Here is a 23246-nt window from a genome sequence, read left to right on the forward strand (position 1 = left end):
ACCCCATCGGCGGATTCATGCGCCCGCCTCGAGGGGGCGAGATGCACTCCAGAACGGCCGGATCCAGGCCATCCCGCGATTCTCTTGCGGACTGTGTGCGGACTGGGAGGGATCGGACCCCCTCTGACCTCCGGAAACGCGACGACTCAGACGTTGAAGCGGAACTCCACGACGTCGCCGTCGGCCATGACGTAGTCCTTGCCCTCGATGCGGACCTTGCCGGCGGCCTTGGCGGCGGCCATCGTCCCGAGCTCGTCGAGGTCCTCGAAGCTCACGATCTCGGCCTTGATGAAGCCGCGCTCGAAGTCGGTGTGGATGACCCCGGCGGCCTGCGGTGCGGTCCAGCCCTGCCGGATCGTCCAGGCTCGCGACTCCTTGGGGCCCGCCGTGAGGTAGGTCTGCAGCCCGAGGGTGTGGAACCCGGTTCGGGCCAGCTGGTCGAGGCCGGACTCCTCGGCGCCGAAGCCCTGGAGCATCTCGAGCGCGTCCTCCCCGGACATCTCGATGAGGTCCATCTCGAGCTTGGCGTTGAGGAAGACCGCGTCGGCCGGCGCGACGATCTCGCGCAGCCGGGCGTGCAGGTCGGCGTCGGCGAGCTGGTCCTCATCGAGGTTGAAGACGTAGATGAACGGCTTCGTCGTGAGCAGCCCGAGCTCGCGGGCGTGCGCTGGGTCGACCCCGGCGGCCTCCCCCGCGGCGTACAGCGTCCGGCCCTCCTCGAGGACGGCCTGCGCGGCGAGCGCCGTGTCGAGGACGGCCTTGTCGGTCTTCTTGCCCTTGACCTCCTTCTCGAGCCGCGGCACGGCGCGCTCGAGGGTCTGCAGGTCGGCGAGGATCAGCTCGGTGTGGATCGTCTCGATGTCGTCGGACGGCGAGACCTTGCCGTCGACGTGCGTGACGTCGCTGTCCTCGAAGGCGCGCACGACCTGGCAGATGGCGTCGGCCTCGCGGATGTTCGCGAGGAACTTGTTGCCGAGGCCCTCCCCCTCGGACGCGCCGCGGACGATGCCGGCGATGTCGACGAAGGACACGGTCGCGGGCAGCACCTTGGCCGAGCCGTGGATCTCGGCGAGCCGGTCGAGCCGCGCGTCCGGCAGCGGGACGACGCCGACGTTGGGGTCGATGGTCGCGAACGGGTAGTTCGCCGCGAGGACGTTGTTCTTCGTCAGGGCGTTGAACATCGTCGACTTCCCGACGTTGGGGAGACCGACGATTCCGATCGTGAGCGCCACTGCGGCGTCCTCTCTGCGACTTCTCGATGGGTGACGGGGCGGCGCTGGTGGCGGTCCCGGACGACCACCCATCGTGCCGCACCCGCGGGCGGGCGGCGAAATCGCGGGCGGGCGTCAGCGCCCGGTCGGCTCGCTGTTCTCGAGGTAGAGCGTCGACCCGGCCGTCCAGCCCTCGACCGCATCGAGCATTCGGGCGGTGTACGGCGCGACGTGGTCCGCCGCGCTCGTCGCCGTGACCCAGTGGGCGTCGGCGATCTCGCGGGCGAGGAAGCGCGAGGGGTCGAGCTCGCCGCCGAAGACGCCGCAGTCGAAGAGGAAGAGGTGGGCGTCGTCCCAGCCCCGCCACGGCGGCAGCCAGTTGACGGCGACGAGCCCGCCGACCTCGACGACGATGCCGAGCTCCTCCTCGATCTCGCGGGCGACGGTGGCGGCCGGCGGCTCCCCCGGGTCGACGACCCCGCCCGGCAGATCCCACTCCTGCTTGTACGACAGCTCGCAGAGGAGCATCTCCCCCGCGGAATTGCGCAGCAGGCCCTGGGCGATGTTGCGCTTCTTCGGCAGCCGCGCGTTGAGGATGGCGATCCGCCTCAGCCGCTCGGCCTCGGTCTCCTCGCGTCGAGCCATGTCCGTCACGCTACCCCGCGAGCCCGGTCAGGACCGGACGGCCGTCCCGCCGGCCCGAGCGGTGAGGTGCTCGACGACGAACGCCGCGTTCTCGTCGCGGACCGCGAGCGGCACCGGCGGCAGGAAGTCGTCCCAGTCGACCATGAACGACCCGCGCAGCCGCGGCATCCGGGCCGGCCGGGCGATGAACCACCAGTGCGCGTGGGCGCCGCCGTCGCCGAGCCGGAAGTGGTGGCAGCGCCCGACGCTCGGGAGGGCCTCGACGGCCGCCACGAGCGCCACGTGGAGCAGGCCGAACCGGGCCGCCATCGCGTCGGACAGGTCCGGCACGTCGAGATGGGCCTGCGTTCCGAGCGACAGCACGACGGGGGCACCCGACGGCGGCGCCGCCCGCAGGACCCAGTCCTCGTCCTGCCAGACGGTGACGAAGCCGGCCGGGTCCTCGGGACCGGCCGGTCGGGCGCACCGGCAGTCGGCCGGGTTCTCACCCTCCCGCGGCGGCTCCGGACCGTCCACGAGCGTCGGCGCGGGCTTGAGCCGCAGCCCCTCGACCTCGAACGGGAAGACGTCCCAGCCGACGACCCCGTCGGGGTCGAGCGGCAGGCGTCCCCCGGCGTCGGTCGCGGCGGCGACCCGGGCGGCGTACTCCTCGATCGGCTCCGGCATGGCGCGAGCCTAGGGCGAAGGCCCGACAGGCGGAGCCCGCCGAGGATCGGGGCCCCGCGGGGCGTCCGTCAGCCGGCGGCGAGCGCCTTCTGCACCGGCGCGTGCAGCTTCTCGGGCTTCGTGTTCGACCCGAACCGCTTGATGACCCGGCCGTCGCGGCCGACGAGGAACTTCGTGAAGTTCCACTTGATCTTCTCGCTGCCGAGTGCACCCTTGGCCTCGGTGCGCAGCCACCGGAAGAGCGGGTGCGCGTCGTCGCCGTTGACCTCGACCTTCTCGAACATCGGGAAGCTCACGCCGTAGTTCATCTGGCAGAACTCGCCGATGTCCTCGGCGCTGCCGGGCTCCTGACCGCCGAACTGGTTGCACGGGAAGCCCAGGACGACGAGGCCCTCGTCCTTGAACTCCTGGTAGAGCTTCTCGAGACCCTCGTACTGGGGGGTGAAGCCGCACTGGGAGGCGGTGTTGACGACGAGCACGACCTTGCCGGCGTAGTCGTCGAGGTTCTTCGGGGCCCCCTGGAGGGTCGTCGCGGAGAAGTCCTGGAGCACGGTCACGGTGGATCCTTTCGGTTCGCGTCGCGATGGCGGCGACGACGTCGGTCCCGGTTCGTTCCGACACACCGTCGCGGATTGCCAGCCTCGACGGGCCCGTCGGTGGGTCCTGGCACCATCCTGCGGCATGGACGGATGGGTGTGGGCGTCGGTGGGTCTCGTCGTCGGTGTCGTCGCGAGCGTGGTCGTGGCGCGGCTCGTGCTCGCCGCGCGGACGGCGGCACTGGCGACCGAGCGTGACCTGCTGCGCGACCGCGTCGTCGACCTCGAGACCTCGCTCGCCGAGGACATGGAGACCGCGGCCCTGCTCGCTCCGCTCAAGGACGCCCTCGTCCGGGTGGAGCAGCACGTCGGGGTCCTCGAGCGCGACCGGGTGCAGCAGTTCGGTTCGCTCCGCTCGGTGCTGGCCCGGGTCGAGACCGAGACCCAGGACCTCGGCCGGGCCACGGCGTCGCTCGCGGGGTCGCTGCGCTCCTCGTCCGTGCGCGGCGCCTGGGGCGAGGTGCAGCTGCGGCGGGTCCTCGAGGCGTCGGGGATGCTGGCGCGCTGCGACTTCGAGGAGCAGGTGAGCGCCGTGAGCACCCACGAGCGGACCGTGCGCCCCGACGTCGTCGTCCGGCTGCCCGGCGGCCGCTGCCTCGTCGTCGACGCCAAGGCCCCGATGGCCCACTTCCTCGACGCCCAAGCCGAGGACCTGCCCGCGGACGAACGGGACGCCCTCCTCGCCCGCCACGCCGACGGGCTCGCCCGGCACGTCGACGCGCTCGCGGCGAAGGAGTACTGGTCGGCCTTCCGGGAGTCCCCCGAGATGGTCGTGTGCTTCGTGCCGAGCGAAGCCATGCTCGGGGCGGCGCTCGCGGCGAGGCCGTCGCTGCACGAGCAGGCCCTCGCGCGTCGGGTCGTCCTCGTCGGACCGGGCGCGCTCATGGCCCTGCTCCGCACCGTCGCCTTCACGTGGCAGCAGGACGCGCTGTCCCGCAGCGCGGCGGAGCTGCTCGACCTCGGCCGCCAGCTCTACACGCGGCTCGGGACGCTCGGGGCGCACACGGCGAAGGTCGGGCGCAGCCTGCAGAGCAGCGTCGAGGCCTACAACGCGATGGTCGGCACGCTCGAGTCCCGGGTACTCGTCACCGCGCGGCGGATGCAGGACCTCGAGGTCGTCACCGACGGGCTCGACGTCCTCGAGCCGGTACGGACCGGGCCACGGCCCCTGACCGCCCAGGAGCTCATCGACGCGGTGACGGCGGCGGACGACCGGCCCGAGCTGCTCGACCCCGACGCGAACGGCCGCGAGGGCCGGGGAGATCAGAGGTCGATCTCGTAGTGGTAGGCCGTCGGGCCGCCCGGCCCCTCGGTGGCGTGCAGACCTTCACTCTCGTAGAGGGCACGCGCTTCGTGGTCGTCCTCGCTCGTCGCGAGGTCGAACAGGTCGCACCCCCGGTCCCGAGCCCGCTCCAGGGCCGCACGGAGCAGGGCCCGGCCGAGGCCGAGTCGGCGTGCCGACGGGTCGACCCACAGCTCGGCGAGGTACGCCTCGTCGGCCTCGCTCCACAGCGACGACCGGTACCGGACGACGGCGACGGCCTGCGTCCCCCCGACCAGGACGTCCGTGTCGCCGGCCGCGACGAGTGCGGACAAGCGGGCCGCGAGCGCCTCCGGCCCGGGCGACGGGTCGTCGTACGCGGTGTTGAACTCGTGCAGCAGCCGGGCGGCGACCACCAGCGCCTCCGGGGTCGTCGCGGGCGAGACGCTGGAGTCCATCAGGTCACCCGCCGCGTCGTCGTCACGTCGCCGCTCAGCGCAGCGCGCCGACCTCGGTGTCCGCGGCGTCGTGCTTCATCGTGTCCGACATCCCGGCGGCCTTGAGGTCGCGGCGGATGTCGCTGGGCAGGGCGAAGACGATCGACTCCTCCGCCGCCGTGACGGCCGAGACGTCCTCGTAACCGTGCGCCGCGAGGTGGTCGAGCACGCCGCGGACGAGGATCTCGGGCACGGACGCCCCAGAAGTGACCCCGACGGTGCGGACCCCCTCGAGCCACGCGTCGTCGATCTCCTCGGCGTAGTCGACGAGGTGGCCGTCCTTGGCCCCGTGCTCGAGCGCGACCTCGACGAGGCGCACCGAGTTCGACGAGTTCCGGGAGCCGACGACGATCATGAGGTCGCAGTCCGGCGCCATCTGCTTCACGGCGAGCTGGCGGTTCTGCGTCGCGTAGCAGATGTCGTCGCTCGGCGGGTCCTGCAGCTTGGGGAACCGCTCGCGCAGCAGCCGCACGGTCTCCATCGTCTCGTCGACCGACAGCGTCGTCTGCGAGAGCCACACGACCTTGTCCGGGTCGCGCACCTCGACGTTGGCGACGTCGTCGGGGCCGTCGACGAGGGTCACGTGGTCCGGCGCCTCGCCCGCAGTGCCGATGACCTCCTCGTGCCCGTCGTGGCCGATGAGGAGGATGTCGTGGTCGCTGTCGGCGAAGCGGACAGCCTCGCGGTGCACCTTGGTGACGAGCGGGCACGTCGCGTCGATCGTGCGGAGGTTCAGCGCCTTCGCCTCGTCGTGGACGACCGGGGCGACGCCGTGGGCGGACAGGACGACGGTGGCGCCCTCGGGCACCTCGTCGGTCTCCTCGACGAAGATCGCGCCGCGCTTCTCGAGCGTGGTCACGACGTGCTTGTTGTGGACGATCTGCTTGCGGACGTACACCGGAGCGCCGTAGAGCTCGAGGGCCTTCTCGACGGTGACGACGGCCCGGTCCACCCCGGCGCAGTAGCCGCGGGGGGCCGCGAGGAGCACGCGCTTCGTGGTCTCAGCCATGCCCCCATTCTAGGTGCGGTCGGCGTCGCACCCGAATCCCCGTCGGGGGTCCCTCCTAGAGTCCTCCCATGACCGCGACGCCCCGCCCCGCGCTGCCCGAGCGGGCGGCGGACACGACGGCCGAGGAGCCGTGGCCGGTCCGGCTGCTGTCGATGAAGATCGCCGAGTACGTCGAGAAGATGTCGGTCGTCTGGGTCGAGGGACAGGTCGTCCAGCTGAACCGCCGGCCGGGCGCGCGCACCGCCTACCTCACGCTGCGCGACCCGGACGTCGACATGAGCCTGTCGTGCAGCGTCCACGTCAACGCCCTCGACGCGATGCCCGGTCCGCTCGCCGAGGGCGCGCGCGTCGTCGTGCAGGCGAAGCCGTCGTTCTGGACCCAGCGCGGCTCGCTCGTCCTCGACACCCGGCAGATCCGCCCGGTCGGCGTCGGCGAGCTGCTCGCCCGGCTCGAGTACCTCAAGCGCAACCTGGCGCAGGAGGGCCTGTTCGACCGTGACCGCAAGCAGCCGCTGCCGTTCCTGCCCCGACGGGTCGGGCTCGTCTGCGGCCGGGCGAGCGCGGCGGAGAAGGACGTCGTCGAGAACGCCCGCCGGCGCTGGCCCGCGACGGTCTTCGAGATCCGCCAGGTCGCCGTCCAGGGCGTCAACGCCGTCCCGGAGGTCACCGCCGCCCTCGCCGAGCTCGACGCCCACCCGGAGGTCGACGTCATCGTGGTCGCCCGCGGTGGCGGCGGGGTCGAGGACCTCCTGCCGTTCAGCAACGAGGCTCTCGTCCGGGCCGTCGCGCAGGCCCGCACGCCGGTCGTCAGCGCCATCGGTCACGACGTCGACACCCCCCTCCTCGACCTCGTCGCCGACCACCGGGCCTCGACCCCGACCGACGCGGCGAAGGCCGTCGTCCCCGACGCCGAGGCGGAGCAACGAGGGGTCGACGCGGCTCGGGACCGGATGCGTCGGGCGCTCGAGGGCCGGCTGCACCACGAGCGGCGCCGGCTCACCGAGCTGTCCAGCCGTCCCGTCCTCGCCGACAAGAGCGCCTTCGTCCGGGTCCAGCGGGACCTTGTCGAGGCGCTTCGCGGCCGGGCCCGGCACCGCGTCGAGGCGCAGGTCCACCGCGCACGCGACCACGTCGGCCATATGCGCGTGCAGGCCCGCACGCTCTCGCCCCAGTCGACGCTGGACCGCGGGTACGCCGTCGTGAGCCGGCAGAACGGCGAGGTCGTCACCGACCCCGGCGACCTCACCGCGCAGGAGCTGCTGCGGGTGCGGGTCGACCGCGGCGACTTCGGGGCCCGCGTCGTCGGTGGCGGCGCGTAGGGTCGCCGTCATGCCGACCGACGACGCCGCTCCCGCCGACGCCCCGGCCACCGCCGACACCGACGTGTCCTCGCTCGGCTACGAGGACGCGCGCGACCAGCTCGTCGACATCGTGGCGCGCCTCGAGTCCGGCCAGGTCGGACTCGAGGAGTCCATGACGCTGTGGCAGCGGGCCGAGGCCCTCGCCGCGCACTGCACGCAGTGGCTCGACCGGGCCGAGGAGCGCATCGCCGCGTCCGAGGACTGACCGGACGGCCGCAGCCTCGGGAAGGCTCAGACGGTCGTCGCCACCCGCGCCGCGACCTCGCCGAGCTCCTGGAGAGCCAGCGCGATCTCGGGCTGCTCCGCCGTCCCCGCCCGCACGCTCGTGCGGACGTGCCGCGCGGGTGACGGGTCCCCGGTGAGCGGCACCCGCACGGTCTCCTCCGCCCCCGGGACACGGGCCAGCCGCGGCACGAGCGCGACGCCGAACCCGGCCGCGACGAGGGCGGCCCCGGTGTCCCACTCGACGACGGTGTGCGCCTGGCGCGGGTTGAACCCGGCCGCGGCGCAGGCGGTCGAGACGAGGTGGTGGTGGGTCGAGCCCGGTCGGTCCATGATCCACCGCTCCTCCGCGACGTCCGTCAGACGGACCGAGGTCACCCTCGCCAGCGGGTGGGTGACCGGCACGAGGAGGTCGAGGGGGTCCGCGAAGAGGGGCCGCTGGTCGAAGCGCGGGTCGTCGGTGGGCGGCAGGTCGCTCGTGCCGACGACGACCGCGACGTCGACCGTCTCGGCGAGCAGCATGTCGAAGCAGGCCGACGGGTCGGCCTCGATGATCCGCACCTGTGAGTCGGGGAAGTCGCGCATCACCGCGACGGCGACGCTCGGCAGCATCGCGGACGCCGCCGTCGAGAACCCGGCGAGCCGCAGCCGGCCGAGCCCGACCCCCGCAGCACGGTGCAGCTCGGCCCGGATCCCCTCCCAGTGGGCGTAGAGCGCGTGCGAGCGCTCCAGCAGCGTCCACGCGGCGGACGTGAGCCGCACCCTCCTCCCGTCGGGCTCCAGGAGCGGGACGCCGAGGTCCTTCGAGAGCGAGCGCAGCTGGTGCGACAGGGCCGACGGGGTGTACCCCAGGTCCTCCGCGGCGGCGGTGATGGTCCCACACCGGGCGACGACCCTCAGGGACTGCAACCGCGCGTCGATCATGAGGAATGATTGCACGGTTCCATCCGAGAACGTTCGCTTTTGCTCATCGGTCCGCCCTGTCACCCTGGCGGCGTGGCTCACCTCGACCCCCTGCTCGACCCCTTCACGCTCAAGCACGTCGCGCTCCGCAACCGCGTCGTCTCGACGTCCCACGAGCCCGCCTACACCGAGGACGGGATGCCGAAGGACAGGTACCGCCTCTACCACCTGGAGAAGGCCCGCGGCGGGGTCGGCCTGACGATGATCGGCGGCTCCGCGGTGGTCTCCCCGGACAGCCCGCCCGCCTTCGGCAACATGCTGCTCTACAAGGACGAGGTCGTGCCGTGGCTGCGCCGGCTCACCGACGACGTCCACGAGGCGGGTGCTGCCGTGATGATCCAGGTGACCCACCTCGGCCGCCGGACGAGCAACTTCACCGGCGACTGGCTGCCCCTCGTCTACCCCTCGCCGCTACGCGAGCCGCAGCACCGCTCCTTCCCCAAGGCCGCCGAGGCCTGGGACGTCGACCGGATCGTCCGGCACTACGCCGAGGCCGCGGCCCGCTGCCAGGAGGCGGGGCTCGACGGCATCGAGATCGAGTCCTACTCCCACCTGTTCGACGCCTGGGCGTCCCCGGCCACGAACCGGCGCCAGGACGACCTCGGCGGCAGCCTCGAGAACCGGCTCACCGTCCCGCTGCGGATCCTCGAGGCCGTCCGGGCTGCCGTGGGCCCCGACTTCGTCGTCGGCCTTCGGATGGCGATGGACGAGGACCTGCCGGACGGGCTCGGCCTCACCGACGCCCTCGACGTCCTCGGGCGCTACCGGGCGCACGGCGTCGACTTCCTCTCCGTCATCAAGGGCGGGCTCGACAGCGACGCCCGCCTCGCCGCCGCCATCCCGTCGATGGGCACCCCGTCCGCCCCCTTCCTCGCCTTCGCCGGGGAGGTGCGCAGGGCCCTCGACATCCCGGTCATGCACGCCGCCCGGATCGGCGACGTCGCGACAGCCCGCTACGCCCTGCGCGAGGGGCTGCTCGACCTCGTCGGGATGACCCGCCCACAGCTCGCCGACCCGCACCTCGTCGCCAAGGTCGCCCGGGGCGAGGAGGACCGGGTGCGTCCCTGCGTCGGCGCGAGCTACTGCCTCGACGCGATCTACGAGTCCGGCGACGCCAAGTGCATCCACAACCCGGCCACCGGCCGCGAGGCGACCGTCCCCCACGTCATCGCCTCGACCGTGGGGCGCCGCCGTCGCGCGGTCGTCGTCGGCGCCGGGCCCGCCGGGCTCGAGGCAGCCCGGGTCCTCGGCGAGCGCGGCCACCACGTCGTCCTCATGGAGGCGGCCGACCGGCCCGGGGGCCAGGTGCTCCTCGCGGCCTCGACCGCCCGCCGACGCGACCTCGTCGGCATCGTCGACTGGCGGGTCCAGGAGGCCAAGCACAGCGGGGTCGAGTTCCGCTACGGCGTCTTCGCCGAGGCCGACACCGTCCTCGCGGAGGAGCCGGACCTCGTCGTCGTCGCGACGGGCGGGATGCCGAACCGCACCTTCCTGCCCCGGGCGGCCCAGAACCTCGTCCTCGACACGTGGGACGTCCTCGGCGGCAGCGGCACCCTCAAGGCCGGCGAGCGCGTCCTCGTCGTCGACGACCACGGCGGCGAGCCGGCCCTCGACGCCGCCGAGCACCTCGCGCGGTCCGGTGCCCGGGTCGAGCTCGCGACGCCCGAGCGGATGGTCGGCATCTCGGTCGGGAGCATGAACAGCCCCGCCTACCTCAAGGCGTTCGCGGAGCACGACGTCACGCTCACCCCCGCCCGGCGGCTCACCGACGTCCGCCGCGCCGAGGCCGGGTCCGGCGCCCGCCTCGTCGCGACCCTCGCGAGCGACTACGCCGACGCCCCGCTCGAGCGACTCGTCGACCACGTCGTCGTCGAGCACGGCACCCTCCCGAACGACGACCTCTACCACGAGCTCGTCCCGGGCTCCTCCAACCGCGGGGAGGTCGACCACGACGACCTGCTCGCCGGTCGTCCCCAAGCCGTCGTCACCGACCCCGCCGGTCGGTACCAGCTCTTCCGCGTCGGTGATGCCGTGGCGAGCCGCAACATCCACGCCGCCGTGTACGACGCCCTGCGTCTGTGCATGGCCCTGTGACCACCAGCCCCTGACCCCCAGGAGGTCGCGCGCATGACCCTGACCGGACCGGCTCCCACCGGACTGACCGGCTCCCCGGACCGCTCGCGGCTGCTCGACGTGCTCGCCCGCCGGCAGCCGGGTCGCTCGCTGCCCGGCGAGTGCTACACCGACGAGGCCCTGCACCGGCTCGACCTCGACCTCCTGTGGTCTCGCCAGTGGGTCTTCGTCGGGTCCGTCGCCGAGGTGCCGGAGGCCGGCGACTACCTCACCGTCGACATCGGCAGCGTCTCGGTCATGGTGCTGCGCGACGACGACGAGCAGGTCGCGGCCTTCCGCAACGTGTGCCGGCACCGCGGCGCGCGGCTCGTCGACGAGACCCACGGGTCGGTCGGCAACATCGTCTGCGGCTACCACCGCTGGACCTACGGCACCGACGGCCGGCTGCTCCACGCCCCGCAGCTCGCGCCCGGAACGGACCTGTCCTGCCTCGGGCTGCGGAAGGTCGCGCTGCGGGTCGTCGGCGGTCTCGTCTTCGTCTGCCTCGCAGCCGACCCGCCCGGCGACATCGACGACGTCGCCGCCCTCGTCGAGCCGTACCTCGCGCCGCACGCCCTCGAGCGGACGAAGGTCGCGGCCCAGGTCGACCTCGTCGAGGACGGCAACTGGAAGCTCACGATGGAGAACAACCGGGAGTGCTACCACTGCGACGGCCACCCGGAGCTGCTGTGCACCTTCTTCCCCACGTGGGGCCTCGAGGAGCACCAGGTACCGGCGCGGCTCCGTCCGGCGCACGACCGCTACCTCCTCGCCGAGACCGACCTCGAGCTCGCGTGCGAGCAGCGGGGCATCCCGTTCCGGGCCGTCGAGGACCTCGTCGACCGGCCCGTCGGCTTCCGGGTCCAGCGCGAGGCGCTCGACGGCGCCGGCGAGTCCTTCAGCCGGGACGGCTCGCGCCTCGTCGGGCGGCTGCTCGGCGACCTCGACGAGCCCCGGCTCGGCCGGGCCACCTTCCACGCCCAGCCCAACGTGTGGGCGCACTTCCTCGCCGACCACGTCGTGACCTTCGCGGTCCTGCCGGTCGCCGTCGACCGCACCCTCGTCCGCACGACGTGGCTCGTCCACGAGGACGCGCAGGAGGGCGTCGACTACGACGTCGAGGCCCTCACCGAGGTGTGGAAGCACACGAACGAGCAGGACGCCGCCTTCGTCGGTCTCACCCAGCGCGGGGTGTCCGACCCCACCTACGAACCCGGCCCCTACACCGAGCCCGAGCGCCAGGTCGACGCCTTCGTCACCTGGTACGTCGACCGCATGCGCGAGGAGGCAGGACGATGACCCAGCCGTACCCCGAGAGCACCCTCCTGCGGGAGCAGCCCGCCCACGAGCCGCCCGCCCTGCGGCTCGTCCCCGACCTGCCGAGCCCGCTCGGCACGGGGGTCCTGCCGGAGGAGGAGACCTTCGACCAGGAGCTCGTCTGCCGCCGGGTCGTGCGGGTCACCCATGACGTCGTGACCCTCGTCCTCGAGCCGACCCGCCCGGGGGGCGTGGCGTTCCAGCCGGGCCAGTACGTCACGCTCACCGTCGACGTCGACGGCGTGCCCGTCGAGCGCTGCTACACGATCTCCTCGCCCCCGACCCGTCCGCACCTGCTCACCGTCACCGTGAAGCGGGTCCACGACGGCGGGCTCTCGCCGTACCTGCACGACCGGTTCGCGCCGGGCGACCGCGTCACCGCCCGTGGTCCGCTCGGCGGGTTCAGCGTCGCGGCCCACCCGGCACGGTCCTACCTCCTGCTGTCCGGCGGGAGCGGGATCACCCCCACGCTGTCCACGCTGCGCACGGTCGCCGACCTCGCCGAGGACGTCGACGTCGTCGTCGTCCACCACGCGCGCACCCCCGCCGACCTCATCTGCCGGGCCGAGGTCGAGGCGCTCGCCGCCGCGCACGGCTCGGTCCGCGTCGTGTGGGTCTGCGAGGAGGACGCCGCGCCCGCCGACGGCCTGCCCCGCTGGGACGGCCCGCGCGGACGGGTGAGCACCGAGCAGCTCCTCGCGCTCGTCCCCGACCTCGCCTCCCGCGAGGTGCTCACGTGCGGGCCGCCGCCGTACATGGCGGCCGTCGCCACCGCGCTCACCGAGGCGGGCGCCGACCCGGCCCGCTGCCACGAGGAGTCGTTCGTCATCGGCGCCCCGGCCGCGCCCACGCTCGTCCCGCTGCCCGGCGTCCCGGACGGCCCCACCTCGCCCGGCGAGGGCGCGGTCGTCGGCGCCAGCATCCGCTTCGCCCGCAGCGGCCGGGAGGTGCTCTGCCCGCCCGGGACGACCGTCCTCGACGCCGCCGCCTCCGCCGGCATCACGCTGCCGTCCTCCTGCGCCGAGGGCCTGTGCGGCACCTGCAAGTCCACCCTGCTCGAGGGGTCGGTCGACATGCGCCACCAGGGCGGCATCCGGCCCCGCGAGATCGCCCAGCAGAAGTTCCTGCCCTGCTGCTCGACCCCCACCGGCGACATCGTCGTCGACGCCTGAGGAGGCCCTTCCGTGTCCGAGACGTCCGACGTCCGCTCCCCCGCCCTCACCGCCGACGCCGTCGTCGTCGGCTCCGGGGTCATCGGCTCCTCCGTCGCCCTCGAGCTGGCCCGCGACGGCCGCTCGGTCCTCGTCCTCGACAAGGCCGCCGGGCCGGGCTTCGGCTCGACGTCGGCCTCGAGCGCCGTCATCCGCTTCATGTACTCGACGTTCGCGAGCGTCGCGACGGCCTGGGAGTCGAAGTTCTGCTGGGAGGCGTGGTCGGACCACCTCGGTCTCGGCGACGTCACCTCCCTCGACGACCCGCCCGCGCTCAGCCGCTTCCACCGCACCGGGATGCTCCACCTCGACGTGCCCGCCGTGCCGCTCGAGGAGTCGATGGACCTGCTGCGCGCGGCCGGCGTGCCGTTCGAGTACGTCGGCGCGGCCGACCTCACGAGCCGGTTCCCGCACCTGGACGGCGGGTCGTACTGGCCGAACAAGCCGGTGACCGACGACGCGTTCTGGGAGGAGACCGAGGCCGCGCTCGGCGCCGTGTACACCCCGGACGCCGGGTACATGGACGACCCGCGCCTCGCGGCCGACAACCTCGCGTACGCCGCCCGCCGCTTCGGGGCGAGGACCGTCTACCGCGCCCAGGTCGTCTCCGCCGAGCACGCCGCCGGCGTCTGGCGCCTCGGGCTCGCCGACGGCCGCCGGGTCGAGGCGCCCGTCGTCGTCAACGCCGCGGGCCCGTGGTCCGGGGCGTTCAACACGATGGCCGGGGTCGGCGCCGAGTTCACCATCGGGGTGCGCCCGCTGCGCCAGGAGGTCCACCAGGTCACCCAGCCGGCCGGGTACGGCACCGACGAGGCGCCCGGGCCGGGGGTCTTCGACCTCGACCTCGGGACGTACATGCGGCCCGGTCCCGCGGGCGCGTGGGTCGTCGGCGGCACCGAGCCGGAGTGCGACCGCTTCGACTGGATCGAGGACCCGGACACCGTCCACGGCACGGTCACCGCCGAGCGGTACGAGGCCCAGGTCACCCGCGCCGCCCGGCGGCTGCCCGAGCTGCGGGTGCCGAACCGGCCGTCCGGCGTCGTCGGGGTGTACGACGTCGCCGACGACTGGACCCCGATCTACGACCGCACCGACGCCCCGGGGTTCTACGTCGCGATGGGCACGAGCGGCAACTCGTTCAAGAACGCCCCGGTCGCCGGCGGCTTCGTCGCCGCGATCGTCGACGCCGTCGAGGGCGGGCACGACCACGACGCCGAGCCGGTCGTCTACGTCGGGGAGCACACCGGTCTCAAGGTCGACCTGTCCGCCTACAGCCGCATCCGGGAGTCGAGCGCGAGCACCCGCACCGTCCTCGGCTGAGCGCGCCTGCGGCCTACCCTGTGGTATGTGCTGCGATCACGACGAGTCCTGCGGGGTAGGTCGCACGTCGGGGCGGGGGTGACGGCATGAGCGGGACACCGGAGCTGACGCCCGGGGACGTCGCCGTCGTCACCGGTTCGGCACGCGGCATCGGGCTCGCCGTCGTCGAGGCGCTCGTCGCCCGCGGCGTCGCGGTGCTCGGCGTCGACCACCCGGACGCCGACGTCTCCGCGTTCGAGGGGGTCTGCCGCGCCGCCGGCGTCGCGCACGCCGTGGCGCCGGTGGACGTCCGGGACCAGGAGGCCGTCCGTGCCGCCGTGGCCCGGGCCGCCCACCTCGGGACGGTCCGGCACGCGGTGAACTGCGCCGGCGTCGACGGGCTCGAGCCGTCCGCGACGGTGTCGGCGGCGGACTGGAAGCGCGTCGTCGACGTCGACCTCGACGGGGTGATGTTCGCCTGCCAGGCCGAGCACGCCCTCCTGACCGCGGCCGGCGGCGGGTCGATCGTCAACGTCGCGTCGATGTCGGGGCACGTCGTGAACCGCGGGGTGACGCACGCGGCGTACAGCGCCGCCAAGGCGGGCGTCGTCCACCTCTCGCGCGCCCTCGCGGTCGAGTGGGCGCCGGCGGGGATCCGCGTGAACTCGGTGAGCCCGGGCTACACGCTCACGGCGATGACCCGCCGGAACGCCCCCGAGGTCAACGCCGCGTTCGCGAAGCAGACCCCGATGGGACGGCTCGCGGAGGTCGAGGAGGTCGCCGAGCCCGTCGTCTTCCTCCTCGGCTCGCGCGCCTCGTTCGTCACGGGCACCGACCTGCTCGTCGACGGCGGCTTCACCGCCTGGTGACCGGCGGCGCGGGACACGTCAGCGCTTGCGCATCTCCCGGACGAAGATCCAGATGAGCCAGAACCCGCCGGTGATCACCGTGAGCAGCACGTCGAACAGGAAGTTGAGGACGCCGTAGCGCTTGGCGGTGGTGGCCATCGGGATGCTCCTGCTCGGTCGGGACGGCGGGCCGGGAGCCCCCCGACCGGTCCTCGCATCCTGTCACGGCGGACCGGGGCAGGACCCACCGCCACCTGCGGTGACGGGCGGCTCGGAGGATCAGCCGGCCGGGCGCAGGGCCTCGACGAAGATCGCCATGTCGTCGAAGTCGGCGTCGCCGGTGACGAGAGTCGTCAGCTCCCCGGAGCCCGTGGCCGGCATGTCGAGCAGGCTGTTCTGCACCTTGGTGTCGCGCACGAACCGGGTCCACGTGCGGCCGGCGATCTCGGTCGTGCCGTCCTCCGGCGCGCGGTTGGTCTGTGCCGCGACCCACTCGCGCGTGGGGTCCATCGTCTGCTCGACCGCGACGTAGGTGTCCCGCGGCGTGCGGTACCCGACGTGCCACGTCATGAAGTCGCCGGTCGTGCGCACGTAGCGGACGGACGTCGGCACCCACCCCTCGGGCAGGCCCTGCGGCGCGACGATGTCCCATCCGGACTCCTCGCGGACCTGTGTCGCCTCGGCGGCGACGTCGACCGGCGGACCGCCGACGGTCTCGACGCGCGGCACCATGAGGACGAGCACCGCCACCATCCCGAGCACGGCGAGCAGGGAGTACACGAGGTTCTTCGTGGACCCCATCGAGTACCGGCTCCGGGGGGCGGTCGGCGTGCTCACCCGCCCATCGTCCCCGACGGACCGCCGCCGCGCCGAATCGCCGTCGAGGGCTAGGGTGCGGGATACCCCGCGCGAGAGAGGTCCCGTCCCCCGTGAGCACCGCCCTGCCGCCCGTCGTCGTCGCCGGCGAGCTGCTCGTCGACATCGTCGAGGCCCCCGACGGCCAGCGTACCGAGCACGTCGGCGGGTCCCCCGCGAACGTCGCCCTCGGTCTGGCCCGGCTCGGGCACGACACGCACTTCGCGACGCTCGTCGGCACCGACGAGCGGGGCCACCGCTGCGAGGCCCACGTCGGGGCCGGTGGGGTCCGGCTCCTGCCCGGCAGCACGAGCGCGACCCACCCCACCTCGACCGCCGTCGCCACGCTCGACGCGAGCGGCGCCGCGACGTACGAGTTCGACCTCCACTGGGACCTCCCCCGCGTCGCGCTCCCCGACGGCACGGGACACGTCCACACCGGATCGATCGCGACGACCCTCGAGCCCGGGGCCGCGGAGGTCACCGACGCGCTCGTGCGCGGCCGGGCGAACGGCACCGTGTCCTACGACCCCAACGTCCGCCCGACCATCATGGGCGCACCCGACGAGGTCCGACCCCGCGTCGAGGAGCTCGTCGCCCTGTCCGACGTCGTCAAGTGCTCCGAGGACGACCTGGCGTGGCTCTACCCGGGCCGGTCCGCGACGGACGTCATGGACGCCTGGGCCGCGCTCGGCGCCGGTCTCGTCGTCGTCACCCTCGGGGGTGCCGGCGTCACGTGGCGGGCACCGGACGGCACCGTGACGAGCGAGCCCGCCCGCGTCCTGGACGTCGTCGACACCGTCGGCGCCGGCGACTCGTTCATGGCCGGGCTCGTCTCCGGCCTGCTCGACGACGGGCTGCTCGGCGGCCCGGACGCCCGCACCGCCCTGCACGCCGCCCCGACGGAGGCCGTGGCCCCCGCCGTCGACCGCGCCCTGCGCACGAGCGGGGTCACCGTCCGCCGTGCCGGTGCCTACGCCCCGACCCGAGAGGAGATCGCATGACCGAGTTCGCCTACGAGAACCTGCTGCCGGTCGGCGCCGACGAGACGCCGTACCGGCTGCTGACGACCGAGGGCGTCGAGACCGTCGAGGGGCCGGGCGGGCGGACCTTCCTCCAGGTCTCCCCCGAGGCGCTGCGGCTGCTCACCGAGACGGCGATGCACGACATCGCGCACTACCTGCGCCCGGCCCACCTGCAGCAGCTCGCGAACATCCTCGAGGACCCCGACGCGAGCAACAACGACAAGTTCGTCGCCCTCGACCTGCTGAAGAACGCGAACATCGCCGCGGGCGGTGTCCTCCCGATGTGCCAGGACACCGGAACGGCCATCGTCATGGGCAAGCGCGGCCAGCACGTCCTCACCGAGGGCACCGACGAGGAGGCGCTGAGCCGAGGGGTGTACGACGCCTACACCCGGCTCAACCTGCGGTACTCCCAGATGGCCCCCGTGACGATGTGGGAGGAGCGGAACACCGGCTCCAACCTCCCGGCCCAGGTCGAGCTCTACGCCGACACCAAGCCCGGCCACGAGACGTCCTACGAGTTCCTCTTCATGGCCAAGGGCGGCGGCAGCGCGAACAAGTCCTTCCTCTTCCAGGAGACGAAGGCGATCCTCAACCCCGACGGCATGCGGGCCTTCCTCGACAGGACCCTGCGCGGCCTCGGCACGGCCGCCTGCCCGCCGTACCACCTCGCCGTCGTCATCGGCGGCACGAGCGCCGAGTTCGCCCTCAAGACGGCGAAGTACGCGAGCGCGAAGTACCTCGACGCCCTGCCGAAGAGCGGCGACCCCGCGACCGGCCACGGATTCCGCGACGTCGAGCTCGAGGAGGAGGTCCTGCAGCTGACCCGCGAGTTCGGCATCGGCGCCCAGTTCGGCGGCAAGTACTTCTGCCACGACGTCCGGGTCGTCCGCCTGCCCCGACACGGCGCCTCGCTCCCGGTGGCCGTCGCGGTCTCCTGCTCGGCCGACCGCCAGGTCCTCGGCCGGATCACCCCCGACGGCGTGTTCCTCGAGCAGCTCGAGACCGACCCGGCCCGCTTCCTGCCCGAGCAGACCGACGAGTCCGTCGTCGAGGGGGCCGAGGACGCCGAGGGGGCCGCCTCGACCGGCCGCGGCGCGGTCGTCGAGATCGACCTCAACCGCCCGATGGAGGAGATCCTCGCCGAGCTGACGAAGCACCCGGTGAAGACCCGGCTCTCGCTCACCGGGCCGCTCGTCGTCGCCCGCGACATCGCCCACGCGAAGATCCTCGAGCGGCTCGAGGCCGGCGAGGAGATGCCGCAGTACATGAAGGACCACCCCGTCTACTACGCCGGCCCCGCGAAGACGCCCGAGGGCATGCCGTCCGGCTCGTTCGGGCCGACGACCGCCGGCCGGATGGACTCCTACGTCGACCGGTTCCAGGCTGCCGGCGGGTCGATGGTCATGCTCGCCAAGGGCAACCGCAGCCCGCAGGTCACCGAGGCCTGCGAGCGCCACGGCGGCTTCTACCTCGGCTCGATCGGCGGGCCGGCCGCCCGCCTCGCCCAGGACTGCATCCGCGCCGTCGAGGTGCTGGAGTACCCCGAGCTCGGGATGGAGGCGGTCTGGAAGATCGAGGTCGAGGACTTCCCCGCGTTCGTCGTCGTCGACGACAAGGGCGGCGACTTCTTCGCGGCGACGGCCAAGCCCGTCGCCTTCACCATCGGCAAGCGAGAGGGACTCCAGTGACCGACCCCACCACGACCGACGAGACCGCGGCGGACGCCGGCGACGCCCACGACGCCTTCGACGACCTCGTCGCCGCGAACGAGCAGTTCGCGATGTCCTTCGACCTCGCCGGCTTCGACGGCGTCGCCGCGGCGGGCGTCGCGCTCGTCACGTGCATGGACTCCCGGATCGACCCGCTGCGGATGGTCGGCCTGCGCCCCGGCGACGCGAAGATCTTCCGCAACCCCGGCGGGCGCGTCACCCCGCAGGCGCTCGAGGCGCTCGTCCTCGGCGTGCACCTGCTCAACGTGCGGCGCATCCTCGTCGTCCCGCACACCCGGTGCGCGATGGCGTCCGCGACCGAGGCCGAGGTCCGCCGCCGGGTCGGCGAGTCCGCCGGGGTCGACGCGTCGTGGCAGCGGTTCGGGGTCGTCCCGGACCAGGAGGACGCCCTGCACCAGGACGTCGCCGCGGTGCGTACGCACCCGCTCATCGGCGACCGCGCCACGGTCGGCGGCTTCGTCTACGACGTCGACACCGGGCTGCTGCGGCGGGTCGTGTGACGGTCCGGCTCGACGCGCTCTCGGTCCACCCGGTCAAGAGCACCGCCGGCCGGCCGCTGGCGTCCGCGACGGTCGACGCGTGGGGCCTCGCCGAGGACCGGCGCTGGATGGTCGTCACCGGCGACGGCGCTGTCCTCACCGCCCGCGAGGAGCACGGGCTGCTCGGGATCGTGGCCGACACCCCCGCGACCGACCCCTGCGTCGACGCCCCGCTACGGCTGCGAGCCGCCGGCTCGGAGGACCTCCTCCTCGACGCCCCCTCCGGGGAGCCGGGGCCGGTGACGGTCCACGGGACGCCGACGACCGGGCTCCCCGTCCCCGCGGCGAGGGACTGGCTGCGCGCGGCCCTGGGCCGCGACGACGTCGACCTCGTCGCACTCGACCGTCCCCGCCCGGTGAGCGACCGCCACGGGGTCCCCGGCGCCCACACGTCCTTCACCGACTCCTCCCCCGTGACGCTCGCCTCGCTCCCGTCGCTGCGCCGGCTGCAGGACCTCGTCACCGAGACCGCCCTCGAACGGGGCGAGGAGCCGACCGCCCTGTCGATGGGCCGCTTCCGCCCCAACCTCGTCCTCGACGGCGACCTCGAGCCGTTCGCCGAGGACGCGTGGTCGACGGTGGAGGCCGGCGGGGTGACCCTGCGGGTCGTCGGCCCCGTCGACCGCTGCGTCATGACCACGCTCGACCCGGTGACCCGCGAGCGCGGTCACGAACCGATCCGCACCCTCGCCCGGCACCGCCGCTGGGACGGCTGCACGTGGTTCGCCGTCTGGGCGGTCCCGACCGTCCCCGGCGAGGTGGCCGTGGGGGACGAGGTCACCGTCCACCGGTAGATTCGCGGGCATGGACGACCTCGCCCGCCGCTTCCCCGACGGCTTCCTCTTCGGCGCCGCCACCGCGAGCTACCAGATCGAGGGGGCCGCCACCGAGGACGGCCGCTCGCCGTCGATCTGGGACACGTTCTCGCACACCCCCGGCACGACCGCGAACGGCGACACCGGCGACGTGGCGTGCGACCACTACCACCGCGTCCCGCAGGACGTCGCGATCATGCGCGACCTCGGCCTCGACGCCTACCGCTTCTCCGTCTCCTGGCCCCGGGTCGTCCCCGGCGGGACCGGCGCGGTGAACCCCGCCGGGGTCGCCTTCTACGACCGGCTCGTCGACGAGCTCCTCGCCGCCGACATCACGCCGGTCGTCACGCTCTACCACTGGGACCTCCCGCAGGCCCTCGAGGACCGCGGCGGCTGGCGCAGCCGCGACGTCGCCGGCTGGTTCGCCGAGTACACCCGGGCGGTCGTGGGCGCCCTCGGCGACCGGGTGACCCGCTGGACGACGCTCAACGAGCCGTGGTGCTCCTCGATGCTCAGCCACTCCATCGGCGCCCACGCCCCCGGCCACCGGGACCCGCTCGAGGGGCTCGTCACCGCCCACCACCTCATGCTCGCCCACGGCACGGCCGTCCCCGTCATCCGCGAGGAGTGCCCGGACGCGCAGGTGTCGATCACGCTCAACCCGACGCAGGTGTACGGCCCGGACTACGCGACCGACGCCGACCTCGACGCGGTGCGCCGCGCCGACAACGCGCTCAACGGCGTCTTCTTCGGCCCGCTGTTCCACGGGGCCTACCCCGAGGGGATGCTCGACGACGTCGCCCACCTCACGGACGGCTCCTTCGTCCACGACGGCGACCTCGCGACGATCGCGGCCCCGCTCGACACCCTCGGCGTCAACAACTACTTCCCGACCCGCGTGCGGGCCACCCCCGAGAGCGAGGAGCCCGAGGGCGAGACGCACCGGCTGCCGGGCTGCGAGCGGGTCAGCGAGATCGCCCCCCGCCCGCCGGTCACCGCGATGGGCTGGGAGCAGTCCCCCGAGAGCCACCGCCTCATCGTCGAGCGCTCGGCCCGTGAGAGCGGTCTGCCGATCCACGTCACCGAGAACGGCTCGGCCTGGGACGACACGGTGAGCCCGGACGGGGCCGTGCACGACCCGGAGCGCGTCGACTACCTGCGCGCCCACCTCGGCGCGCTCGCCGACGCGGTCGACGGCGGCACCGACGTCCGCGGGTACTTCGCCTGGTCCCTCCTCGACAACTTCGAGTGGGCCTACGGGTACGACAAGCGCTTCGGCATCGTCCACGTCGACTACGCGACCCAGGAGCGCACCGTCAAGGACTCGGGGCTCGAGTACGCACGCATCCTCGCGGCGCACCGGGACCGGTGACCGGACCGGACCGGTGACCCGGAGCGTCCTCGTCGTCGGGGGCGGCGTCGTCGGGCTGGCGGTCGCCGACCGCGTGCTGCGCGAGGACCCCGCCGCACGCGTCACCGTCCTGGAGAAGGAGGACGGCTGGGCGACCCACCAGACCGGCCGCAACAGCGGTGTCGTCCATTCCGGCCTCTACTACCCGCCGGGCAGCGCGAAGGCCCGCTGGTGCCGGGCCGGTGCGGAGGCACTCCTCGCGTTCGCCGCCGAGGAGGGGGTCCCGCAGGCGCGGACCGGCAAGCTCGTCGTCGCCACCGCACCCGAGGAGCTCCCCCGGCTCGCAGCACTCCACGAGCGCGGGCTCGCGAACGGGCTGGCCGTCCGGCGCGTCGACGCCGAGGAGGCCCGTGAGCACGAGCCGCACGTCGCCGCCCTCGCCGCGCTCCACGTCCCGGAGACCGGCGTCGTCGACTACGCCGCGGTGTCCGCGGCCCTCGTCCGCAGGCTGCGGGCCGCCGGGGCGGACCTGCGGACCGGCACGACCGTCCTCGGCGGACGCGAGGACGCCCGCGGGGTCACCGTCGCGACCAGCACCGGCGAGGAGCGCGCCGACGTCGTCGTCACCTGTGCGGGCCTGCACACCGACACCGTGGCCCGCCGCCTCGGCCACGACCCGTTCGTGCGGGTCGTGCCCTTCCGCGGTGAGTACCACGAGCTCGCCCCCGAGGCGGCCCACCTGGTGCGCGGTCTCGTCTACCCGGTCCCCGACCCGGACCTGCCGTTCCTCGGGGTCCACCTCACCCGCGGCGTCGACGGCGTCGTCCACGCCGGCCCGAACGCCGTCCCCGCCCTGGCCCGCGAGGGCTACGGCTGGGGCGTCGTCTCGGCCCGCGACCTCGCCGGGACCCTCGCGTGGCCGGGGACGTGGCGGCTGGCCCGCCGGCAGGCCCGCACCGGCCCCGCCGAGGTCACCCGATCGCTCTCGCGCCGCCGCTTCGCCGACAGCGTGCGTCGGCTCGTCCCGGAGGTCCGCGACGAGCACCTGCGTCCTTCCCCCGCCGGGGTGCGCGCCCAGGCGGTCCGGCCGGACCGGACCCTCGTCGACGACTTCCTCGTCGAGCGCACCGCGCGTTGCGCCCACGTCCTCAACGCGCCCTCGCCGGCCGCGACCGCCTCGCTCGAGATCGCCGGACACGTCGTCGGCCACCTCCCCTGACGAGGGGAGGAGGCCGACGGGTGACGCGACGCGGGTCAGGCGGGCTTGCCGACCACCGTGACGTCGATGTTGCCGCGGGTCGCCTTGGAGTACGGGCAGAACTCGTGGGCCTTGTCGGCGAGGCCCTGCGCGGTGTCCGCGGCGACGCCCGGGATGGTCGTCGTGATCTCGACGGCGAGGCCGAACCCGGTGTCCGTCTCGCCGAAGCGGACGTTGGCCGTCGTCTCGGCACCCGACGCGTCGACGCCGTCGCGCTGGGCGACGAAGGCGAGCGCGCCGTTGTAGCAGGCCGCGTAGCCGGCGGCGAACAGCGTCTCCGGGTTCGCGACCGGGTTCGACGGGTTCGGCTTGCCGAGCGGCAGGTCGACGACCCCGTCCTCGCTCACGGTGCGTCCCTCACGGCCGCCGGTGGCGGTGGCGGCGATGCTGTAGAGCTCCTTGTTCACGGCCTCGTAGGGCACGGCGATCGTCCTTTCGTCGACGTTCATCGG

Annotated in this window: 23 protein-coding genes; 14 read left to right on the forward strand and 9 right to left on the reverse strand. The window is 73.7% G+C overall.

Translation table 11 applies throughout. The features are described 5' to 3' along the window. Positions 1–146: 146 nt before the first annotated feature. The 4 genes from ychF to KC207_RS06840 form a co-directional block, all read right to left on the reverse strand. On the reverse strand, positions 147–1232 hold the full coding sequence (gene ychF / locus KC207_RS06825) for a redox-regulated ATPase YchF (protein WP_211602250.1): 1086 nt from the start codon (positions 1230–1232) through the stop codon (positions 147–149). 114 nt (positions 1233–1346) lie between these two features. Then, a complete protein-coding gene (locus KC207_RS06830; RefSeq protein WP_211602252.1) occupies positions 1347–1856 on the reverse strand; it encodes an NUDIX domain-containing protein in 510 nt (169 codons plus the stop codon). 27 nt (positions 1857–1883) lie between these two features. Further along, entirely contained in the window at positions 1884–2522 is a 639-nt protein-coding gene (locus KC207_RS06835) for a hypothetical protein (RefSeq protein WP_211602254.1), read from the reverse strand. A 68-nt stretch (positions 2523–2590) separates the two neighbouring features. Beyond that, entirely contained in the window at positions 2591–3079 is a 489-nt protein-coding gene (locus tag KC207_RS06840; protein WP_249138608.1) for a glutathione peroxidase, read from the reverse strand. A gap of 124 nt (positions 3080–3203) precedes the next feature. Between KC207_RS06840 and KC207_RS06845 the strand changes: the two genes are divergently transcribed. Beyond that, complete coding sequence (locus KC207_RS06845) at positions 3204–4400, forward strand: DNA recombination protein RmuC (RefSeq protein WP_211602257.1); 1197 nt, start codon at positions 3204–3206, stop codon at positions 4398–4400. Here the strand turns inward: KC207_RS06845 and KC207_RS06850 are convergent. Continuing rightward, a complete protein-coding gene (locus KC207_RS06850) occupies positions 4382–4837 on the reverse strand; it encodes a GNAT family N-acetyltransferase (protein WP_211602259.1) in 456 nt (151 codons plus the stop codon). The two genes, KC207_RS06845 and KC207_RS06850, sit on opposite strands and share 19 nt — an antisense overlap. A gap of 34 nt (positions 4838–4871) precedes the next feature. After that, entirely contained in the window at positions 4872–5885 is a 1014-nt protein-coding gene (locus KC207_RS06855; protein WP_211602261.1) for a 4-hydroxy-3-methylbut-2-enyl diphosphate reductase, read from the reverse strand. 68 nt (positions 5886–5953) lie between these two features. Between KC207_RS06855 and xseA the strand changes: the two genes are divergently transcribed. Then, entirely contained in the window at positions 5954–7204 is a 1251-nt protein-coding gene (gene xseA / locus KC207_RS06860; RefSeq protein WP_211602266.1) for an exodeoxyribonuclease VII large subunit, read from the forward strand. 10 nt (positions 7205–7214) lie between these two features. Next, positions 7215–7451, forward strand: coding sequence for an exodeoxyribonuclease VII small subunit (locus KC207_RS06865; protein ID WP_211602268.1), 237 nt, complete (start codon positions 7215–7217; stop codon positions 7449–7451). Between the two features lie 26 nt (positions 7452–7477). On the opposite strand, the gene KC207_RS06870 is transcribed toward KC207_RS06865, so the two are convergent. Further along, positions 7478–8407, reverse strand: a complete 930-nt coding sequence (locus KC207_RS06870) for a LysR family transcriptional regulator (protein ID WP_249138609.1) — start codon at positions 8405–8407, stop codon at positions 7478–7480. Positions 8408–8464: 57 nt separating this feature from the next. Between KC207_RS06870 and KC207_RS06875 the strand changes: the two genes are divergently transcribed. The 5 genes from KC207_RS06875 to KC207_RS06895 all read left to right on the forward strand — a co-directional run bounded on the left by KC207_RS06875 (position 8465) and on the right by KC207_RS06895 (position 15239). Continuing rightward, positions 8465–10525 carry an oxidoreductase gene (locus tag KC207_RS06875; RefSeq protein WP_211602270.1) on the forward strand — a complete coding sequence of 687 codons (2061 nt, stop codon included), beginning with the start codon at positions 8465–8467 and terminating at the stop codon, positions 10523–10525. A gap of 33 nt (positions 10526–10558) precedes the next feature. After that, positions 10559–11842: an aromatic ring-hydroxylating oxygenase subunit alpha gene (locus tag KC207_RS06880; protein WP_211602272.1), complete on the forward strand. Its 1284-nt coding sequence runs from the start codon at positions 10559–10561 to the stop codon at positions 11840–11842. Continuing rightward, complete coding sequence (locus tag KC207_RS06885) at positions 11839–13032, forward strand: FAD-binding oxidoreductase (protein ID WP_211602273.1); 1194 nt, start codon at positions 11839–11841, stop codon at positions 13030–13032. The genes KC207_RS06880 and KC207_RS06885 overlap by 4 nt, the downstream gene beginning before the upstream one ends. Positions 13033–13044: 12 nt before the next feature. Next, positions 13045–14391: an NAD(P)/FAD-dependent oxidoreductase gene (locus tag KC207_RS06890; RefSeq protein ID WP_211602274.1), complete on the forward strand. Its 1347-nt coding sequence runs from the start codon at positions 13045–13047 to the stop codon at positions 14389–14391. Between the two features lie 86 nt (positions 14392–14477). Further along, positions 14478–15239, forward strand: a complete 762-nt coding sequence (locus tag KC207_RS06895; protein ID WP_211602275.1) for an SDR family oxidoreductase — start codon at positions 14478–14480, stop codon at positions 15237–15239. Positions 15240–15497: 258 nt separating this feature from the next. Here KC207_RS06895 and KC207_RS06900 read toward each other — a convergent pair whose 3' ends face one another. Continuing rightward, a complete protein-coding gene (locus KC207_RS06900; RefSeq protein WP_249138610.1) occupies positions 15498–16055 on the reverse strand; it encodes a DUF4245 domain-containing protein in 558 nt (185 codons plus the stop codon). Positions 16056–16147: 92 nt separating this feature from the next. On the opposite strand from KC207_RS06900, the gene KC207_RS06905 reads away from it, so the two are divergent. The 6 genes from KC207_RS06905 to lhgD all read left to right on the forward strand — a co-directional run bounded on the left by KC207_RS06905 (position 16148) and on the right by lhgD (position 22755). Then, positions 16148–17077 (forward strand): PfkB family carbohydrate kinase, encoded by a 930-nt coding sequence (locus tag KC207_RS06905; RefSeq protein ID WP_249138611.1) that lies wholly within the window; start codon positions 16148–16150, stop codon positions 17075–17077. Then, the gene (locus tag KC207_RS06910) at positions 17074–18789 is read left to right on the forward strand and encodes a fumarate hydratase (protein ID WP_211602276.1); all 1716 of its coding nucleotides are present in this window, start codon (positions 17074–17076) and stop codon (positions 18787–18789) included. The genes KC207_RS06905 and KC207_RS06910 overlap by 4 nt, the downstream gene beginning before the upstream one ends. A 92-nt stretch (positions 18790–18881) precedes the next feature. Then, a complete protein-coding gene (locus KC207_RS06915) occupies positions 18882–19331 on the forward strand; it encodes a beta-class carbonic anhydrase (RefSeq protein WP_211602354.1) in 450 nt (149 codons plus the stop codon). After that, on the forward strand, positions 19328–20164 hold the full coding sequence (locus KC207_RS06920) for an MOSC domain-containing protein (RefSeq protein ID WP_211602277.1): 837 nt from the start codon (positions 19328–19330) through the stop codon (positions 20162–20164). Before KC207_RS06915 ends, KC207_RS06920 begins: the two co-directional genes overlap by 4 nt. Before the next feature lie 10 nt (positions 20165–20174). After that, positions 20175–21557 carry a GH1 family beta-glucosidase gene (locus KC207_RS06925; RefSeq protein ID WP_211602278.1) on the forward strand — a complete coding sequence of 461 codons (1383 nt, stop codon included), beginning with the start codon at positions 20175–20177 and terminating at the stop codon, positions 21555–21557. Between the two features lie 13 nt (positions 21558–21570). Next, positions 21571–22755, forward strand: a complete 1185-nt coding sequence (gene lhgD / locus KC207_RS06930) for an L-2-hydroxyglutarate dehydrogenase (RefSeq protein WP_211602279.1) — start codon at positions 21571–21573, stop codon at positions 22753–22755. A gap of 35 nt (positions 22756–22790) precedes the next feature. On the opposite strand, the gene KC207_RS06935 is transcribed toward lhgD, so the two are convergent. Then, the gene (locus KC207_RS06935) at positions 22791–23243 is read right to left on the reverse strand and encodes an Ohr family peroxiredoxin (protein ID WP_211602280.1); all 453 of its coding nucleotides are present in this window, start codon (positions 23241–23243) and stop codon (positions 22791–22793) included. Between the last annotated feature and the right edge of the window lie 3 nt (positions 23244–23246).

Origin of the sequence: Phycicoccus avicenniae, assembly GCF_018139485.1 — a bacterium.
Classification (GTDB): Bacteria; Actinomycetota; Actinomycetes; order Actinomycetales; family Dermatophilaceae; genus Phycicoccus; species Phycicoccus avicenniae.

Bases quoted from the DNA above. Each gene is read 5' to 3' on its own strand.
- KC207_RS06830 (WP_211602252.1), bottom strand. From the start codon at position 1,856: ATGGCTCGACGCGAGGAGACCGAGGCCGAGCGGCTGAGGCGGATCGCC.
- KC207_RS06835 (WP_211602254.1), bottom strand. From the start codon at position 2,522: ATGCCGGAGCCGATCGAGGAGTACGCCGCCCGGGTCGCCGCCGCGACC.
- KC207_RS06845 (WP_211602257.1), top strand. From the start codon at position 3,204: ATGGACGGATGGGTGTGGGCGTCGGTGGGTCTCGTCGTCGGTGTCGTC.
- KC207_RS06850 (WP_211602259.1), bottom strand. From the start codon at position 4,837: ATGGACTCCAGCGTCTCGCCCGCGACGACCCCGGAGGCGCTGGTGGTC.
- KC207_RS06855 (WP_211602261.1), bottom strand. From the start codon at position 5,885: ATGGCTGAGACCACGAAGCGCGTGCTCCTCGCGGCCCCCCGCGGCTAC.
- xseA (WP_211602266.1), top strand. From the start codon at position 5,954: ATGACCGCGACGCCCCGCCCCGCGCTGCCCGAGCGGGCGGCGGACACG.
- KC207_RS06865 (WP_211602268.1), top strand. From the start codon at position 7,215: ATGCCGACCGACGACGCCGCTCCCGCCGACGCCCCGGCCACCGCCGAC.
- KC207_RS06880 (WP_211602272.1), top strand. From the start codon at position 10,559: ATGACCCTGACCGGACCGGCTCCCACCGGACTGACCGGCTCCCCGGAC.
- KC207_RS06885 (WP_211602273.1), top strand. From the start codon at position 11,839: ATGACCCAGCCGTACCCCGAGAGCACCCTCCTGCGGGAGCAGCCCGCC.
- KC207_RS06895 (WP_211602275.1), top strand. From the start codon at position 14,478: ATGAGCGGGACACCGGAGCTGACGCCCGGGGACGTCGCCGTCGTCACC.
- KC207_RS06910 (WP_211602276.1), top strand. From the start codon at position 17,074: ATGACCGAGTTCGCCTACGAGAACCTGCTGCCGGTCGGCGCCGACGAG.
- KC207_RS06915 (WP_211602354.1), top strand. From the start codon at position 18,882: ATGTCCTTCGACCTCGCCGGCTTCGACGGCGTCGCCGCGGCGGGCGTC.
- KC207_RS06925 (WP_211602278.1), top strand. From the start codon at position 20,175: ATGGACGACCTCGCCCGCCGCTTCCCCGACGGCTTCCTCTTCGGCGCC.
- KC207_RS06935 (WP_211602280.1), bottom strand. From the start codon at position 23,243: ATGAACGTCGACGAAAGGACGATCGCCGTGCCCTACGAGGCCGTGAAC.